Origin of the sequence: Mucilaginibacter straminoryzae, assembly GCF_022953055.1 — a bacterium.
GTDB classification, from domain to species: domain Bacteria; phylum Bacteroidota; class Bacteroidia; order Sphingobacteriales; family Sphingobacteriaceae; genus Mucilaginibacter; species Mucilaginibacter straminoryzae.
Window position 1 is genome coordinate 117,170 of sequence record NZ_JALJEJ010000007.1, and the last position, 14,767, is coordinate 131,936.

General features: G+C 45.5%; 16 protein-coding genes. 13 read left to right on the forward strand and 3 right to left on the reverse strand.

The window, feature by feature from the left end; all coding sequences use genetic code 11:
• The first annotated feature begins 25 nt into the window (after positions 1-25).
• The 9 genes from MUY27_RS14845 (at position 26) to MUY27_RS14885 (ending at position 6,553) form a co-directional block, all read left to right on the forward strand.
• Positions 26-661, forward strand: a complete 636-nt coding sequence (locus tag MUY27_RS14845; RefSeq protein ID WP_245131144.1) for an RNA polymerase sigma factor — start codon at positions 26-28, stop codon at positions 659-661.
• Positions 658-1,908, forward strand: a complete 1,251-nt coding sequence (locus MUY27_RS14850) for a hypothetical protein (protein WP_245131146.1) — start codon at positions 658-660, stop codon at positions 1,906-1,908. Before MUY27_RS14845 ends, MUY27_RS14850 begins: the two co-directional genes overlap by 4 nt.
• A 4-nt stretch (positions 1,909-1,912) precedes the next feature.
• Positions 1,913-2,458, forward strand: coding sequence for a YceI family protein (locus MUY27_RS14855; protein ID WP_245131148.1), 546 nt, complete (start codon positions 1,913-1,915; stop codon positions 2,456-2,458).
• A 21-nt stretch (positions 2,459-2,479) separates the two neighbouring features.
• The gene (locus MUY27_RS14860) at positions 2,480-3,424 is read left to right on the forward strand and encodes a DUF5777 family beta-barrel protein (RefSeq protein ID WP_245131150.1); all 945 of its coding nucleotides are present in this window, start codon (positions 2,480-2,482) and stop codon (positions 3,422-3,424) included.
• A gap of 20 nt (positions 3,425-3,444) precedes the next feature.
• Positions 3,445-3,885 carry a QcrA and Rieske domain-containing protein gene (locus tag MUY27_RS14865; RefSeq protein WP_245131152.1) on the forward strand — a complete coding sequence of 147 codons (441 nt, stop codon included), beginning with the start codon at positions 3,445-3,447 and terminating at the stop codon, positions 3,883-3,885.
• Positions 3,886-4,047: 162 nt separating this feature from the next.
• Positions 4,048-4,983, forward strand: coding sequence for a ring-cleaving dioxygenase (locus MUY27_RS14870; protein ID WP_245131154.1), 936 nt, complete (start codon positions 4,048-4,050; stop codon positions 4,981-4,983).
• Between the two features lies 1 nt (position 4,984).
• Complete coding sequence (locus MUY27_RS14875) at positions 4,985-5,626, forward strand: alpha/beta hydrolase (protein WP_245131156.1); 642 nt, start codon at positions 4,985-4,987, stop codon at positions 5,624-5,626.
• A 25-nt stretch (positions 5,627-5,651) separates the two neighbouring features.
• Entirely contained in the window at positions 5,652-5,936 is a 285-nt protein-coding gene (locus tag MUY27_RS14880; RefSeq protein WP_245131158.1) for a GNAT family N-acetyltransferase, read from the forward strand.
• Between the two features lie 35 nt (positions 5,937-5,971).
• Positions 5,972-6,553: a Crp/Fnr family transcriptional regulator gene (locus MUY27_RS14885; protein WP_245131160.1), complete on the forward strand. Its 582-nt coding sequence runs from the start codon at positions 5,972-5,974 to the stop codon at positions 6,551-6,553.
• 54 nt (positions 6,554-6,607) lie between these two features.
• On the opposite strand, the gene MUY27_RS14890 is transcribed toward MUY27_RS14885, so the two are convergent.
• Entirely contained in the window at positions 6,608-7,738 is a 1,131-nt protein-coding gene (locus tag MUY27_RS14890; protein ID WP_245131163.1) for an FAD-dependent oxidoreductase, read from the reverse strand.
• 47 nt (positions 7,739-7,785) lie between these two features.
• Positions 7,786-8,607: a helix-turn-helix domain-containing protein gene (locus MUY27_RS14895; RefSeq protein ID WP_245131165.1), complete on the reverse strand. Its 822-nt coding sequence runs from the start codon at positions 8,605-8,607 to the stop codon at positions 7,786-7,788.
• A gap of 168 nt (positions 8,608-8,775) precedes the next feature.
• Between MUY27_RS14895 and MUY27_RS14900 the strand changes: the two genes are divergently transcribed.
• The 3 genes from MUY27_RS14900 (at position 8,776) to MUY27_RS14910 (ending at position 10,882) form a co-directional block, all read left to right on the forward strand.
• Positions 8,776-9,489, forward strand: a complete 714-nt coding sequence (locus MUY27_RS14900; protein ID WP_245131167.1) for a pirin family protein — start codon at positions 8,776-8,778, stop codon at positions 9,487-9,489.
• Positions 9,490-9,500: 11 nt separating this feature from the next.
• Positions 9,501-9,800: a hypothetical protein gene (locus tag MUY27_RS14905; RefSeq protein WP_245131168.1), complete on the forward strand. Its 300-nt coding sequence runs from the start codon at positions 9,501-9,503 to the stop codon at positions 9,798-9,800.
• Positions 9,801-9,874: 74 nt separating this feature from the next.
• Entirely contained in the window at positions 9,875-10,882 is a 1,008-nt protein-coding gene (locus MUY27_RS14910; RefSeq protein WP_245131170.1) for a glycosyltransferase family protein, read from the forward strand.
• 158 nt (positions 10,883-11,040) lie between these two features.
• Here MUY27_RS14910 and glgP read toward each other — a convergent pair whose 3' ends face one another.
• Entirely contained in the window at positions 11,041-12,687 is a 1,647-nt protein-coding gene (gene glgP, locus MUY27_RS14915; RefSeq protein ID WP_245131172.1) for an alpha-glucan family phosphorylase, read from the reverse strand.
• 175 nt (positions 12,688-12,862) lie between these two features.
• On the opposite strand from glgP, the gene MUY27_RS14920 reads away from it, so the two are divergent.
• Positions 12,863-14,545 carry a sodium:solute symporter family transporter gene (locus tag MUY27_RS14920; protein WP_245131174.1) on the forward strand — a complete coding sequence of 561 codons (1,683 nt, stop codon included), beginning with the start codon at positions 12,863-12,865 and terminating at the stop codon, positions 14,543-14,545.
• Positions 14,546-14,767: the final 222 nt, after the last annotated feature.

The following is a 14,767-nucleotide window of genomic DNA, read 5'->3' on the forward strand; positions in this document are numbered from 1 at the left end:
ACAAAAAGGTTAACCGCATACCCGTATGGGAGAGGCAGAACTAAAGCGCGTAATAGAAGCTTGCCTGAAACAGGACCGCAAGCAACAGAAAATGCTCTATAAGGCATACTACGGTTTTGCCATGAGCATCTGTATCCGTTATGCGGGCAACCGGTATGAGGCGGCTGAGATTATGAACCAGGGGTTTTTAAAGGTGTTTACCAACCTGCATAAATACGACCCGCAGCGGCCTTTTATGGCCTGGCTGGGAAGGATCATGATCAATGCTTCTGTAGATTATTATCGCAGTAATTTAAAAATAGCTTACCAGGACGACCTGGAAAAAGCGGAACATATATCAGACGATAACCTGCCCGATCAGAAGCTGCTTTATGAAGACCTGATTGCGATGGTGCAAAAGCTGCCGCAGGCTTACCGGACGGTGTTTAACTTATATGCGATTGAAGGATATACGCACGAAGAAATAGCAGCGGCGCTGAACATCAGTACAGGAACGTCGAAATCAAACTTGTTTAAAGCGAGGGAGAAATTGCGGCGGATGATTGCCGAGAACGGGATTAAGTCGCCGGGGAGTTACGGCGAAATGTCAACCATACAAGTAGTAGCTATCAGCAACATTACACATCGGATAACCTTTGTGCATAATGAATTTATTAGATGAAGGAACCAGGAAAAAATAAGTTAGATCAGTTATTCCGCGAGGGGCTGAGCAACGCCGAAGATAAGTACGCTTATCGGGAAAGCGATTGGAGCGCCATGGAGGAATTGCTGGACGAAGACGGGAAGAAAAAGCCCGTCGGCTTGTGGGTTCGCTGGATCAGCGGGATAGCAGCACTGTTGTTTTTAGCCTTTGGCTGGTATTTGGTTAGTGAAAAGAATAAACCACAGCAACAAAATTATGCAGCAAACGGGCGTGTTAAAAAGCCTGCAACTGTAGCGCAAAATATTCCTGACCAAACCGGGCAGCAACAAACCAGAGCCGAACAAGCGAATGCCGGAAGTACAAAAAAATTGGGGTTGACTAAAGCTGGCGAGCTGGTTGTTTCGGCAATTAACCAGTCGGTTGCCCGGCGCGGTCAGGCCGTAGCAAAAGAAATTAAAGAAAGCGGATTTAATCCTTCAGTGGTGGGGGATTCCTTAACAGCACCGCTGAGGCAAGCGAGCGAAATAGCCTCAATAGAGATTAAACCCGATGACCTGAACATGCCTGCATTAACAAATACAGGGATAAATGATACGGTTGTTCAACTTAAAGGCAGTACGAAAGCAATTATAAAAAGTAAAGTAGCGAAAGATCATTCAGGTGCCGTTCCTGCTTTTGCACTGGCTTTTACAGGTTCGCCGGATCTGAATAGCGCAAGCGCTTTTAAAGATGTGCAGTTAGGTAAAAATGTGTCGGTAATGTTAACTATGCAGGTTAATAAATGGGTATTTAGCACGGGTGCGGGTTATGCTGTAAAAAATTACGGCTTAGGTCCGGGGAAATATAATGCGCCATTAATGCCCGCATCATGGGCACAAAGTTCGGTAGCTGCGGATTGCAAAGTGCTGGATATCCCGTTAAACGTAAGCTACCAGGTATTTAGCAAGGGCAGAAATGCCATCAATTTGGGTACAGGGCTTTCCTCTTACTTTATGCTGCGCGAGCATTATGATTTTGGTACGGTTTCTAATTCCTACGGAACGTATCAGGCTACTTATGATATCAGCAACAAAAACAAACATATATTAGGTATTCTTAACCTCAACGCTACCTATCAGCGGCAGTTAAATCCAAAGCTTGGGCTGCTGGTACAACCTTACTATAAGTTGCCGCTTACCGGTATTGGCAATGGAAAGGTAGACCTGCAATCTGCAGGGGTGGCATTGGGCTTCAGCTGGAACATTTCTTCGGCAAAACCAAAGTAAACTTATGAAACATATCGCTTTTATTTTACTTGCCTGGATGCACATCTTCCAGACAGGACAGGGGACCTTTGTGTCTAAAAATGCCAAAATCAGCCTTTTTTCGAAGGCTCCGTTAGAGGACATCGACGCTACTTCGACAAAGGGTACGTCTGTCTTCAATGCGCAAACCGGGGATCTGGCTTTTAGTGTGCCGATCCATTCTTTTCAATTCGAGAAATCGCTGATGCAGGAGCATTTCAACGAAAACTACATGGAAAGCGATAAATATCCGAACGCCACTTTTAAAGGTAAGGTGCAGGAAAATGTCGACGTTACCAAGGATGGTTCTTACCCCATAACGGTGGCAGGCACATTAGTGGTACATGGTGTAAAGCAAAACCGCACAATAAAGGGTAACCTGATGGTGAAGAATGGTGCCGTGACTATGACAGCTGAATTTGTAGTGATGTGTAAAGATCACAACATAGACATACCCAAGCTGGTGTTTCAGAAAATTGCCGAGAGTATACAGGTAAAAGTAGAAGCAAATTACAACGCTTACAAAAAGTAATTCAATCCCAATACCCATATCATGAAAATTAAACTACTGGCTGCAACGGTATTGTTGCTTGCTATGCAGCAAACCTATGCTCAAAAGACGGCTAAAGACTCTTCGTCTACAGACTCTTTAATGAAAAGCCTGAGCAGCGACGATAAGGCCGAACCCGTTACTGCCGCATTTAAGTCTACCATGCTGATCCTGACGCCAACCACCGAAACCATTAAAAAGAAGAATCTGAACTTTATGGTGGTACACCGTTTCGGCGATATCGCAGGGTCGCAGGGTGGGGGCAAAACCCTTTGGGGGCTCGATAATTCTTCTGATATCTATATCGGGTTTGAGTACGGGCTTACAGATAACCTGGATATTGATTTTGGCAGAAGCAAGTATGAGCAACTGATTAACCTGGGCTTAAAATATAACTTTTTGCAGCAGACTACAGACGGAAGTGTGCCGGTTGCGATGACCATCATCGGGCAGACCGGGTTAAAACCATACCATGTCACTACCACTGTTTTTGATGATTATACCAACCGGTTAAACTACTTCGCCCAACTGATATTGTCGCGTAAATTTTCGTCCCGCTTATCGCTTGAAGTGGCACCTTCGTTCACCCGGAATAACCTGCCTTATCCGTTTTTGGTCGGTAATGGCAATAATATTTTCTCCCTGACCGCCGCGGGCCGGTTAAAGCTGACCAAGCGTATGGGCGTAGTGGTAGATTATGTCCATCCATTCTCCCACTTCCGCCGGAATAGTAATTCACCAAAGTTCTATAATCCTTTAGGTGTAGGTATTGAAATGGAGACCGGCGGCCACGTATTCACTTTAAACTTCACCAACGCGCAGGCAATTTCGCCGATGAACTACATCAGCGACACCGAATCGTCATGGACGAAAGGGCAGTATCGCCTGGGCTTTACCATTACCCGTGTATTTGATCTTAACGGCAAGCACAAAGGAACCTATAAATAAAAACTAAACTCAATACAATTATGGAAAGGAAAGAATTTTTAGCGAAACTGGGGATCAGCCTAGCGGCAGTTTGCGCCGGGTGCAGCATCGCTTCTTGTGGTAACGGCACCAAAGCAGGCGACCCTGCGCCGACCAATAATAATAATGGCGGTGGCGGCAACAATGCTTTAACCGCAGATTTAACAACCGAGTTGAAAAGCGTCGGACAATCTAAGGTGGGCAATGGCATCATTGTAGTACGTATCGCCGATGGCAATACCCCGGCTGCGTTTACGGCAGTCCAGGTAGCCTGTACACACCAGGGCACTGCTATTAACTATAACAATGGCCAGGGTATATTTATCTGCCCGAACCATGGCAGCCAGTTCAGTCAGACGGGTGCGGTATTACTTGGACCTGCAACGCAAAGTTTAACCAAGTATACCGTGGCCATCAACGGCTCTACGTTGACAGCAAGCTAGACTGGTGGTTTAATGGACATTCGAAGGCTGTCTCCAACCGAGGCAGCCTTTGTTTTACATGCCGCGATATGCAAAGTGCATTTCTTGACCCAGGTCAAGTTTTCCCCATGGGTACGGCCTTACCTTTGTAGTGTTAATCTTAAACTTTAAAAATTAAACACTATGAAAGATCAGATTTTAGGCTTGCACCATATCACTGCCATCGCAGGCAACGCCAAACGCAACTATGATTTCTATACCAAAGTTTTAGGACTTCGCTTAGTAAAGAAAACCGTAAACTTTGACGATCCGGAAACCTACCACTTCTATTACGGTGATAAAGTAGGTACACCCGGTACTATACTTACTTTCTTCCCTTGGGAAAACATCATGACAGGTAGAAGGGGCGCACGCCAGGCTACAGAAATTGGTTACAGCGTACCTGCCGGTAGCTTGGAATTCTGGCAGGACCGTTTAGAAAAACATAACGTGATCTATAACAAGGTAGCCGAAAAATTCGGTGAACAATATCTGACTCTCCTTGACCCTGACGGACTGAAACTGGAGCTGATTGTTCCTAAAACCGCAGATAACCGAGAGGGTTGGGAAACAGACGAGATCAAAGCCGAGAACGCTTTAAAAGGCTTCCATGTGGTAACCATTACTACCAACAAAATGCAGCCAACAGCTGATGTGCTGACCAACCTGTTAGGTTACCGTTTATTGGAACAACATGTAAACCGTTACCGTTTTATTAATGATAATGTAGAAAATGCTAACCTGGTTGACTTGGTTGAAGTTCCGGGTGAGGTAGCCGGTCATGTAGCGGGCGGTTCTGTTCACCACGTCGCGTTCCGCGTTGCTAACGAAGAAATTTTACTGCAATACCGCGATAAAATTAAAGCAGCCGGTTTGAACATTACCGAAAAGATAGACCGTAATTATTTCTATTCTTTATACTTCCGCGAACCAGGGGGCGTATTGTTTGAAATTGCTACTGATAACCCGGGCTTTTCTGTTGACGAACCCGTTGAAGAATTAGGAACTAACCTGAAATTGCCTGCACAATACGAAGCATACAGGGCAAGTTTAGAAACCACATTACCTAAAATTAACTAATATGTACACCCATTCATATCAAGTAGTTACCGCCGGTGCAAACCTCAGCCAGGCTGAGGGGGCACTGGTTATGATCCACGGCAGGGGCGGCTCTGCCCAAAATATCATCGGCCTGGCTGATGAACTAAACATCCCTAAGCTGGCGCTATATGCGCCGCAGGCCACCAACCACAGCTGGTACCCCTACAGCTTTATGGCCCCGGAAGAACAGAACGAGCCTGCTTTAAGCTCGGCACTGGAAACAATAGATAAGCTGGTAAAGCAAATCATCGCGGATGGTATCCCTGCCAACAAGATCTTTTTCCTGGGCTTTTCGCAGGGTGCCTGTTTAACTTCTGAATATATCGCCCGGAATGCGCAGCAGTACGGCGGTGCGGTCATATTTACAGGTGGTGTCATCGGTGAAGAACTGGACTTGGCTAACTACAAAGGTGATTTCAAACAGACACCAGTATTGCTGACTACAGGCGACCCTGACCCGCACGTGCCGGTAACAAGGGTAGAAGAAACAGCCGATATTTTTAAAAAGCTGAATGCCGACTTTACCCTGCAGGTATATAAAGGTCGCCCGCATACCATCACCATGCAGGAATTGAAACTGGCAAAGCAATATGTTTTTGAAAAAGCATCGCTTAATGCCTAATTTGCTAAAATAAAAACTAAGCGTAATGGAACTCGCCGAAATACCTTTGATTAATAATGAAGCTATCCACAACTTTGAATTGGTGGTGGATGGTCACCGGGCTTTTATAGATTACCGCACAAAAGACAACCGGATATACCTGGTACATACAGAAGTGCCCGTTGAATTAAAGGGCAGGGGTGTTGGCGACGCCATTGTGCTGAAAGCATTCCATTACATAGAAGAAAGAGGTTTGAAAATGGTGCCGTTGTGTAAATTTGTGCAATTGTATTTGCAGCGGCACCCGGAGTGGAACAGACTGGTAGCCTAACCTGATTGACAAGCTTTGCGTATATTGCGCAAGCTATGTCAACAGAACTTATCCTGGAGAATATTGCCAGGCATATCCATCTTACCGCTGAGGAACAGCAATACTTTGTATCCCTGTTGCAGACCAGGCAGTTGAAGCGGAAAGAGTTTCTACTCCAGAGTGGGCAGATCTGTAAATACTCTGCCTTTACCGTGAGCGGTTGCTTACGTGGCTACACGGTAGACGAGGGCGGTTTAGAGCGGGTATTGAACTTCGCCCCGCAAGGCTGGTGGATGGCTGATATGTATAGCCTGCTAAGCCAGAAGCCCGGCACGCTGGATATAGAAGCGATAGAAAACACCGACTTGCGGTTGCTTTCTAAAGCTAACCAGGAAGTGCTGTACCAGAAAGTCCCGAAGTTCGAACGCTTCTTCAGGATCATTACCGAAAATTCCTTGGTGGCTTACCAGCAGCGCGTAATGGACAACCTTAGCCTCGCTGCCGAAGAACGTTACAATAACTTTTGTAAAAGATACCCTTCGCTTATTTATTCGGTTCCGAAGAAAGACGTGGCATCCTACATCGGCGTTACCCCGGAGTTTTTAAGCCGTATGCTGCACAAGATGTTGAAAGGATGACTCGTTAGTAATTGGTCAATTGTAATTGTTCATTATTGATAAACCTTAGGAGAGCTAACTTAATAGTTTCTCGAATGAAAAATCTGGTGAGCGCATCTCCAGTTCGTTTTTTCCTGACTGTTCCTGCGCTTCTTTAGCATACACAAACATCTGCCGTTCGTAATCTTCAATCGCAGCTACTATGGTTTCGAACTTATAACCTGTAAGATTTTCTGATAAAATCAAGGCATCAACCAGCCCGGTATTTACACCCATACCCGCAAAAGGAGGCATCAAATGTGCGGCATCTCCAATTAAAGTGATTGGCAAAGGACGGTCTTTTTTCCAGGGCCCTTTAAGCGGTAACTTTCTGGTGGGTAAGGCTACAAATTGGGTAGTGGCAGCAATCAGCTCTTCAAACCGCCCGTCCCAGGTAGCCAGTCTGGTCAACAGAAATTTTTTGGTTGCCGCTGTATCATTTAGCTCCAGGCAGGTTTCCTTTAAAGATCCAGGTAAGCCCTGAAATATAACTCCGTATGATAATGAGCCGCCATTAAATGGATTGGCCACCAGTAGTGTGCCGTCGTCAGCGGTCATCAACCTTTTGCCATTGCATAGCTTAAAAAATTCCGGGCAGTTATTCCCGGGTTCAGAAACGTCGCCCTGAATGATGATCGTTCCCGTGTTTTCAACTGCGGTATCGGTAACATAGCTACGTATTTTAGACCTGCCGCCATTAGCCACAATCACCAAGTCGGCCTTCACCATAGTCCCATTTTCAAAAAATAATTGCCATTGACCGTTTTGCGTCTCCAGCTCTGTAAGTTTATGATCCCAAATAACGGTGTCGGGTTCAAGATGATTGATCAACAAAGTACGCAGGTCGTTGCGGTTAATCTCAGGGTTATCATGCTCGTTTTCAGGCGTCATTTCTCTTACAGCTATAGTTTTCGCCTCCTTATCAACGAAAACGATTCCCATTGGCAAAGCCTTATCATAGTATTGTTGCAACAGGCCCGCTTTGACTAAGGCTTGCTGACCGGAAGCTTGATGAAGGTCAAGGGTTCCGCCCCAGATTCTGGCCTGTGGATCTTTATCACGCTCATAAACTTTTACATTTATGCCATTTTGCAGAAGTAATTTGGCCATCGTCAGGCCCACCGGCCCTGCGCCGATTACTGCTATGGTTTTATTATCTAATAACATGGATTGTCTTGCTTTAATGCACAGCAAAGTTGCGCAAGACGGATAACTCAGGATTGTATAAACGCGACAAAGTTATCGCTGAATACACGTTTTTGTTTTTTTGCATTCCGGGCAAAAGCTGCTGGTGTAGTCCGGCTGAAACGTTTGAATTCTTTACTGAGATGGGCCTGATCGGTGTAGCCGAGCTCGTGCGCCAGCCCGGCGAGCTGAAGCTCAGGGTTGGCCCAGAGCCTGTTTCGTACTTGTTCAAATCTGACAAGCGCCGATACATCTTTTACCGTGCGCCCGGCCGATTGCTTAAAGTTACGTTCCAAAGTGCGAACGGTTGAATGAATAACTTCGGCCACCTCGCTTACGGGCAATGTTCCATGCGCTGCCCTGATGGCTTCTCCGGCCTTTGAGACGCGATGGTCACCGGATGCGCCGTTCAATATAGCTAATAGATAAGACTGTGATAGCGCGATTGCTTCCGAAATCTTGTTTGCCGCCAGTAATGCTGCTAACTGGGGTTGAAGCGCTGCGATGGAGTTCTCTAACAGGTGCAGCTTGCCTTTATCAGCAGGTAGGTTTAGCAAGTTAAATATCCCCCATGGAAAGCATCGGATACCGATTACTTCTAATTTACTGTCCGACCTGAAGTAAAGAGGCTCGTTTAGCAGGCCAGCCAGGAAGGGAGAGGGCAGGGTTTGAAATTCGCCATTGGCTGAAAGTAGTTGCAGTTTGCCAAAATAAAAGATGATCTCGGTATAACCGTCCGGCAACACTTCGAAAACGGAGCCTGGTTCATCAAAAGTTCGGTAATCGTACCAGAAGCATTTTACGATCTCCCGAAATTCACTGTTTGGTTCAAATTCCTGGTGGGTGTGCATTGAACGATTTTTTCAGTTGCAAATTAAGTATTCGAATTAAAGTTAAGCCAATTATATAGACATCATCATTGTCTCGCACCTCTTCCTCATCCGCCTGTCAGTTCTTGACCTACATCAAGTGCATCCGCTAAAACCTGCTGTACTTTTGTGCTATCAAATAGTAAAACAATGGAAAACAAGATCATACATAGAGCTGACAGCAGGGGCAACGCAGATTTAGGATGGCTTAAAAGTAAGCATACCTTCAGCTTTGCCAACTACTATAATCCCGATCGCATGAATTTCGGCGCGTTACGCGTACTGAATGATGATACCGTTTCTGGTGGCCGTGGTTTTGGCGATCACCCGCACGATAACATGGAAATTATTTCTATTCCTTTAGAGGGCGACCTGGTGCATAAAGACAGTATGGGTAACGAAGCCGTAATCAAGGCCGGCGAGATACAGGTGATGAGCGCCGGAACAGGCATTTACCACTCTGAGTATAATAAAAATCAGGGCGAGTCGGTTAAATTTTTACAGATATGGTTGTATCCAAACCAACGGAATGTAAAACCACGTTACGATCAAATTAAAATAAATACAACTGAGCGTAATAAATTCCACCAGATTTTATCGCCAAACGCTGATGATGCGGGGGTATGGATCTATCAGAACGCCTGGTTTCATATCGGAACGTTTGATGGGGGTAGCTCAACCAGTTATCAGCTTAAAGATAAAAATAATGGTGTTTATGCTTTTGTACTTACCGGCGAAGTCAACATTAACGGAGAAAATCTCGGCGAGCGCGATGGAATGGGCATCTGGAATGTAGAAAGCCTGGACGTAAAAGCAACTAAAGATGCGCGTGTGCTGTTGATGGAAGTACCGATGCTGGGTTAAAAATTAATGCAATGAAGAAAACGGCAATTTTAGCGGTATGTAATCACGAAGGCATCCTGGCGACGATTTTAAGGTTGTTGGCAGGTAACGAGCAGTGGGAGCCTGTAGGCGCGGCGGATTTGACGCAGGCTACAGATTTATTGTCCGAAAGGCATTTTGATATCGTGTTGTTGGGTAGCGGAATGGACGAGCAGGATAATGAGGTACTGAAAAAACAAGTACCTCATGTCCCTGTTATTGAACACTACGGTGGCGGAAGCGGCTTGTTGTTTGGTGAAATTTACCAGGCACTCGGGCGTTCTTCAGGTTAACAATTAATATACAGCTAACAATTTGTTAATAGCTATCCACCATTTTAGTTGATTATCAATAACGTAGCTGACAGATGAAAATACTTTATGCCATTCAGGGAACAGGAAACGGACATTTAAGCCGATCTATGGATGTGGTTCCTATTTTAAAGGAAATGGCGGAGGTAGATGTGCTGGTGAGCGGCGGGCAGAATGATCTGACATTGCCTTTCCCCGTGAAATACAAATGCCATGGGATGGGTTTTGTGTTTGGTAAAAATGGCGGCGTAGATATCTGGAAGACTTTTTACAAGTCAAGGTTCAGGAAGTTTATTAACGAAGTGAACGAGCTGCCGGTCGAGAATTACGATTTGGTAATTAACGATTTTGAACCGGTATCTGCATGGTCATGCTATATCAAAGACAAACCGTGTATTGGGTTGAGCCATCAGGCAGCTGTGTTATCTGAAAATGTGCCCCAACCCGAAGTGACAGACCGTTTTGGTAAGCTGGTGCTGAAGCAGTATGCGCCGGTGACAGACAAATACGGCTTCCACTTTAAATCATTCGGCGATAAAATCTATACGCCAGTTATCCGGCAACAGGTACGTAACCAGGAAGTAACCAACCTGGGGCATTACACGGTTTATTTACCGGCTTACGACGATGAAAGGCTGATCCGCCATTTATCAGAATACCGGGATGTAAAGTGGGATGTATTTTCAAAACACAACAAAAAAACGCTGAAACATAAGAACATCATCATTCAGCGGATAGATAACGAAAAGTTTATTGCCAGCATGGCTTCCTCTGCCGGGGTATTGTGCGGTGCGGGGTTCGAAACACCTGCCGAGGCGCTTTTTATGAAAAAGAAGCTTTTGGTGATACCGATGAAAAATCAGTACGAACAGCAACTGAATGCAGCCGCACTAAAATCAATGGGAGTTCCGGTAATAAAAAGCCTAAAGCTGAAGCATAGCGAGGTGATTAACGCGTGGCTTCAGAATGATAGCATTATACCCGTAGATTATCCTGATATCACCAGACAGGTAATAGAAAGGGTATTAAACGAACATACACCATTTGCATCAAAATTGGTATAAATTTCAGGTTAACAAAAACCATTATTTAATACAGGCATTACATTAACTGAATACAATCCCGGCATCTTTGCATCGGAATTTTTTCATACAGGGAGTTATTAGTTAATACACAAAAGGAACGGGCGAGCCGTTCCTTTTGTGTTTATAGCGACCTTGTTTCAGGCGTTGTATAAGATGTTATAATACTCGTCGGCCATCCTTGCAGATTCAAATTGCGGAACCACTTCTTTAGCCGCAGTCTTCATAATTTCCAGCCAGCCGAACTGATCTTTGTAATACATCGGCAGGATGGTGTTTTCCAGTACATCCATCAAATGCTGATTTTCTATCCGGTCTTTATCGCCATCCGGCAGGGATACTTCGGCAGGTTCAATCAAAAAGATATTTTCACCATTACGCGCAAATTCCGGGATCCAGCCATCAGGAATCGAAAAATTGATACTGCCGTTCATTGCGGCCGTCATGCCGCTGGTGCCCGAAGCTTCCCGGTACATTTTCGGATTGTTGAGCCAAACGTCAGAACCTTTTTTTAAAGTAGCAGAAAGCCCGAGTTCGTACCCGGTCAACACGGCACAATTTGCGAAAGGTTTTGTCCTTGTGATGATAGAATTGAAAATCCCGATCGCGCCGAAATCTTCCGGGTAGGGTTTACCCGCCCAGATTACCTGGATGGGATATTCGGTATTATTAATCAGCCAGACGAATCTTTCCCAGTCGTACATCAGCAAGTCGGCACGCTTATAGCCTGCAAAGCGGCGTGCCCATACCAGGGTAAGCACATCTTGCCGGAAAAGCTTCCCGCACTGGTCGGCCACTATTTTAAACAGCTCGCGCTTTAGTTCTTTCTTTCGTGAGGTAATCGCCGAATCTTCATTCTGCACAAACGCCTGCTCCAGAATATCGTCCTTCCAATAACGCTTGTTTTGCGCATTGGTAATTGCTGTAATTTCGCACACACCCTTGTTTCCGGCCCACATATCGTGCGCAACCTTTCCGTGCAGTTTTGATACCCCGTTGGCTTTCCTGGCAAACTTTAGCGCGGCAAGGGTATAGTTAAAGCCCCAGCCGTCCATATTTAGTAGCTTCTTTACTTCATGGTCCTGTAGGTTGTAAAAGAACTGCATATCCTGCAAAATAACGTAGCTATGTTCTTCATTACCGGCCATCTCTGGCGTATGGGTAGTAAATACTACACGTTTTTGTACTTCGGGTAGGCTTTTAAATTTATCGTACAGGTAAAAGTTAAGTGAAACGGAATGGCCTTCATTCATGTGGTATACATCCGGTGTCAGGCCGAGGGTATCCAGCAGTATAGCACCGCCCGTACCCAGGATGATGCTTTGTGCAATGCGCGTCGCCTCATTAGAAGCATATAGTTGCCGGGTAATAGAGCGCGACATATCATCATTGTCGTCTACATCAGTACTAAGCAAGAATAGGGGGGCGGTGCCAAATGTTTCAGGTCGCAGCAGATATGCCTTCACATTAACCGGGTAGTTGTGTACCGGTACGGTAAATACAATCCCGGTATCTACCAAAAAGCTGTATTGTTTTTCAACTTTGGCGGCCAGCATTTGTCCGTTCGTGTCGCGCTGCTGATCGTAATATCCATACTTCCAGAGCAGGCCAATGCCTATCAGGTTTTGTTTGAGTTCATAGGCGCTGCGCAGGTGCGAACCTGCCAGAAAGCCCAGGCCGCCACTGTAGATCTTTAAAGATTGATCAATGGCAAACTCCATAGAAAAGTAGGCTACCCGCTTTTGATATGGGGTGTTAAACTGGTAGCCAAAGATGTCTTTTAGCATAGGTGTTTTTTTGGCAAGATATAGAGGGACGGCCAATAAAGCAATCGCGCGTTAACAATTACACCGCGGTTTTGTTGAAAATAAGTGTTAAACAAGCGGGTTAAAACTTGATTAATCGGTTTTTATAATTTATAATTGTCATTCAGACAAATTATAAAGCCAATTAAAAAACAAAATGAGAAGTTTATCCACCGGTGACTACATTGTATTCCTCGTATACTTTGTTATTGTTGCCGCCTACGGCCTTTGGGTATATCGCCGTAAAAGAAATGCCGATGCCACATCAAAAGATTACTTTTTAGCAGAAGGTTCGCTTACCTGGTGGGCTATCGGGGCATCGCTCATTGCATCTAACATTTCAGCAGAACAGTTCGTTGCGATGGCAGGTAACGGTTTTACCATGGGCCTTGCCGTTTCTGCTTACGAGTGGATGGCTGCTGCCACGCTTGTTATCGTTGCCGTATTCTTTATCCCGGTATACCTGAAGAATAAGATTTTCACCATGCCGCAGTTTTTACACCAGCGCTACAATAGCACGGTGGCCATGGTTATGGCCGTTTTCTGGCTATTGCTTTATGTGGTGGTAAACCTTACTTCAATTTTGTACCTGGGTGCGATAGCGGTTAACGGTATTTCGGGGATCAACTTCACGGTGTGTTTAGTAGCATTGGCGTTTTTCGCGGTCATCATTACCCTAGGTGGTATGAAGGTAATCGGGTTTACAGACGTGATCCAGGTATTCTTCCTGATCCTGGGTGGTTTGGTGACTACCTATATTGCCGTAAGCCTGGTTGCTGAGCATAACGGTGGAAAGGGCGTGTTTGATGGCATTAAATTGATGGCTTCGAAAGCGAACGACCACTTCCACATGATCCTGAAGAAAGAAAACCCAAGCTTTATCGACCTGCCTGGACTTTCTGTACTGTTAGGCGGTATGTGGATCGTGAACCTGAACTACTGGGGTTGTAACCAATACATTACCCAGCGTGCTTTAGGGGCAAACCTGAAAACTGCCCGCGGGGGTATCCTGTTCGCAGCATTCTTAAAGCTGATGATGCCTTTGATTGTGGTGTTGCCGGGTATTGCGGCATATGTATTGTATAAAGACAAGGTGTTTGATACAGAGGCTATGAACAGCCTGCATGAGAATGCAGATAAATCATACCCGGTATTATTGAACCTATTGCCTGCCGGTTTCAAAGGTTTATCCTTTGCGGCGCTGACTGCTGCGGTAGTAGCTTCACTTGCCGGTAAAGCGAATAGTATCGCGACCATCTTTACTTTAGATATCTTCAAAAAACTGAAACCAGAGACACCGGACTATAAACTGGTAACTGTTGGAAAAATTACCGTGGTAGCAGCAATGATCATTGGTGTAGTGATCTCGCCATTCCTGGGGATTGACAAAAAAGGCGGTTTCACCTTCATCCAGGAGTATACCGGTTTCTTCTCGCCGGGTATCTTCGCCATGTTCATCCTTGGTTTCTTCTGGAAAAGAACAACCTCCAGCGCTGCGCTTTTCGCTACGATCGGCGGCTTTGCGTTCTCGGTATTCTTTAAATTTTTACCCAAGTTTGCTAACCTGGCATTCTTGTATCCGTTTGGCTTTGCGAAGCAAGTGGTTCAGGAAGACGGTGTCACTAAACTGTACGAGATACCCTTCCTTGACCGTATGGGCTTTGTGTTCATCATCTGTGTGATCGGTATGTGGATCATCAGCATGATTGATAATGCACGCGGCGTTAAAACTAACGGATTAGAAGTAGATGCCAGCATGTTTAAAACCTCGCGCTCATTCGCTATGGGCTCACTGCTGATCTGCGGTATTCTGGTTGCGCTATACTCGATCTTCTGGTAGTAACCCCTAACATCGTAATAAATCTAAAAGCTGGTCTGTTGGGCCGGCTTTTTTTGTGCAGTATCGGATGGAATGACCCAATGACCAATGACCCAATGACCAATGACCGAGTGACTAAGAAAAAGCGGTGGCTGGTAAAAGCCAGTTAGCCACGTCTGCCGCATCCGCCGCATTTACCGGATTTGCCATATTCGCCACATTTGCCACCCGGCCATAGGTTTT

Bases quoted from the DNA above. Each gene is read 5' to 3' on its own strand.
- MUY27_RS14845 (WP_245131144.1), top strand. From the start codon at position 26: ATGGGAGAGGCAGAACTAAAGCGCGTAATAGAAGCTTGCCTGAAACAG.
- MUY27_RS14850 (WP_245131146.1), top strand. From the start codon at position 658: ATGAAGGAACCAGGAAAAAATAAGTTAGATCAGTTATTCCGCGAGGGG.
- MUY27_RS14855 (WP_245131148.1), top strand. From the start codon at position 1,913: ATGAAACATATCGCTTTTATTTTACTTGCCTGGATGCACATCTTCCAG.
- MUY27_RS14860 (WP_245131150.1), top strand. From the start codon at position 2,480: ATGAAAATTAAACTACTGGCTGCAACGGTATTGTTGCTTGCTATGCAG.
- MUY27_RS14865 (WP_245131152.1), top strand. From the start codon at position 3,445: ATGGAAAGGAAAGAATTTTTAGCGAAACTGGGGATCAGCCTAGCGGCA.
- MUY27_RS14870 (WP_245131154.1), top strand. From the start codon at position 4,048: ATGAAAGATCAGATTTTAGGCTTGCACCATATCACTGCCATCGCAGGC.
- MUY27_RS14875 (WP_245131156.1), top strand. From the start codon at position 4,985: ATGTACACCCATTCATATCAAGTAGTTACCGCCGGTGCAAACCTCAGC.
- MUY27_RS14880 (WP_245131158.1), top strand. From the start codon at position 5,652: ATGGAACTCGCCGAAATACCTTTGATTAATAATGAAGCTATCCACAAC.
- MUY27_RS14885 (WP_245131160.1), top strand. From the start codon at position 5,972: ATGTCAACAGAACTTATCCTGGAGAATATTGCCAGGCATATCCATCTT.
- MUY27_RS14890 (WP_245131163.1), bottom strand. From the start codon at position 7,738: ATGTTATTAGATAATAAAACCATAGCAGTAATCGGCGCAGGGCCGGTG.
- MUY27_RS14895 (WP_245131165.1), bottom strand. From the start codon at position 8,607: ATGCACACCCACCAGGAATTTGAACCAAACAGTGAATTTCGGGAGATC.
- MUY27_RS14900 (WP_245131167.1), top strand. From the start codon at position 8,776: ATGGAAAACAAGATCATACATAGAGCTGACAGCAGGGGCAACGCAGAT.
- MUY27_RS14905 (WP_245131168.1), top strand. From the start codon at position 9,501: ATGAAGAAAACGGCAATTTTAGCGGTATGTAATCACGAAGGCATCCTG.
- MUY27_RS14910 (WP_245131170.1), top strand. From the start codon at position 9,875: ATGAAAATACTTTATGCCATTCAGGGAACAGGAAACGGACATTTAAGC.
- glgP (WP_245131172.1), bottom strand. From the start codon at position 12,687: ATGCTAAAAGACATCTTTGGCTACCAGTTTAACACCCCATATCAAAAG.
- MUY27_RS14920 (WP_245131174.1), top strand. From the start codon at position 12,863: ATGAGAAGTTTATCCACCGGTGACTACATTGTATTCCTCGTATACTTT.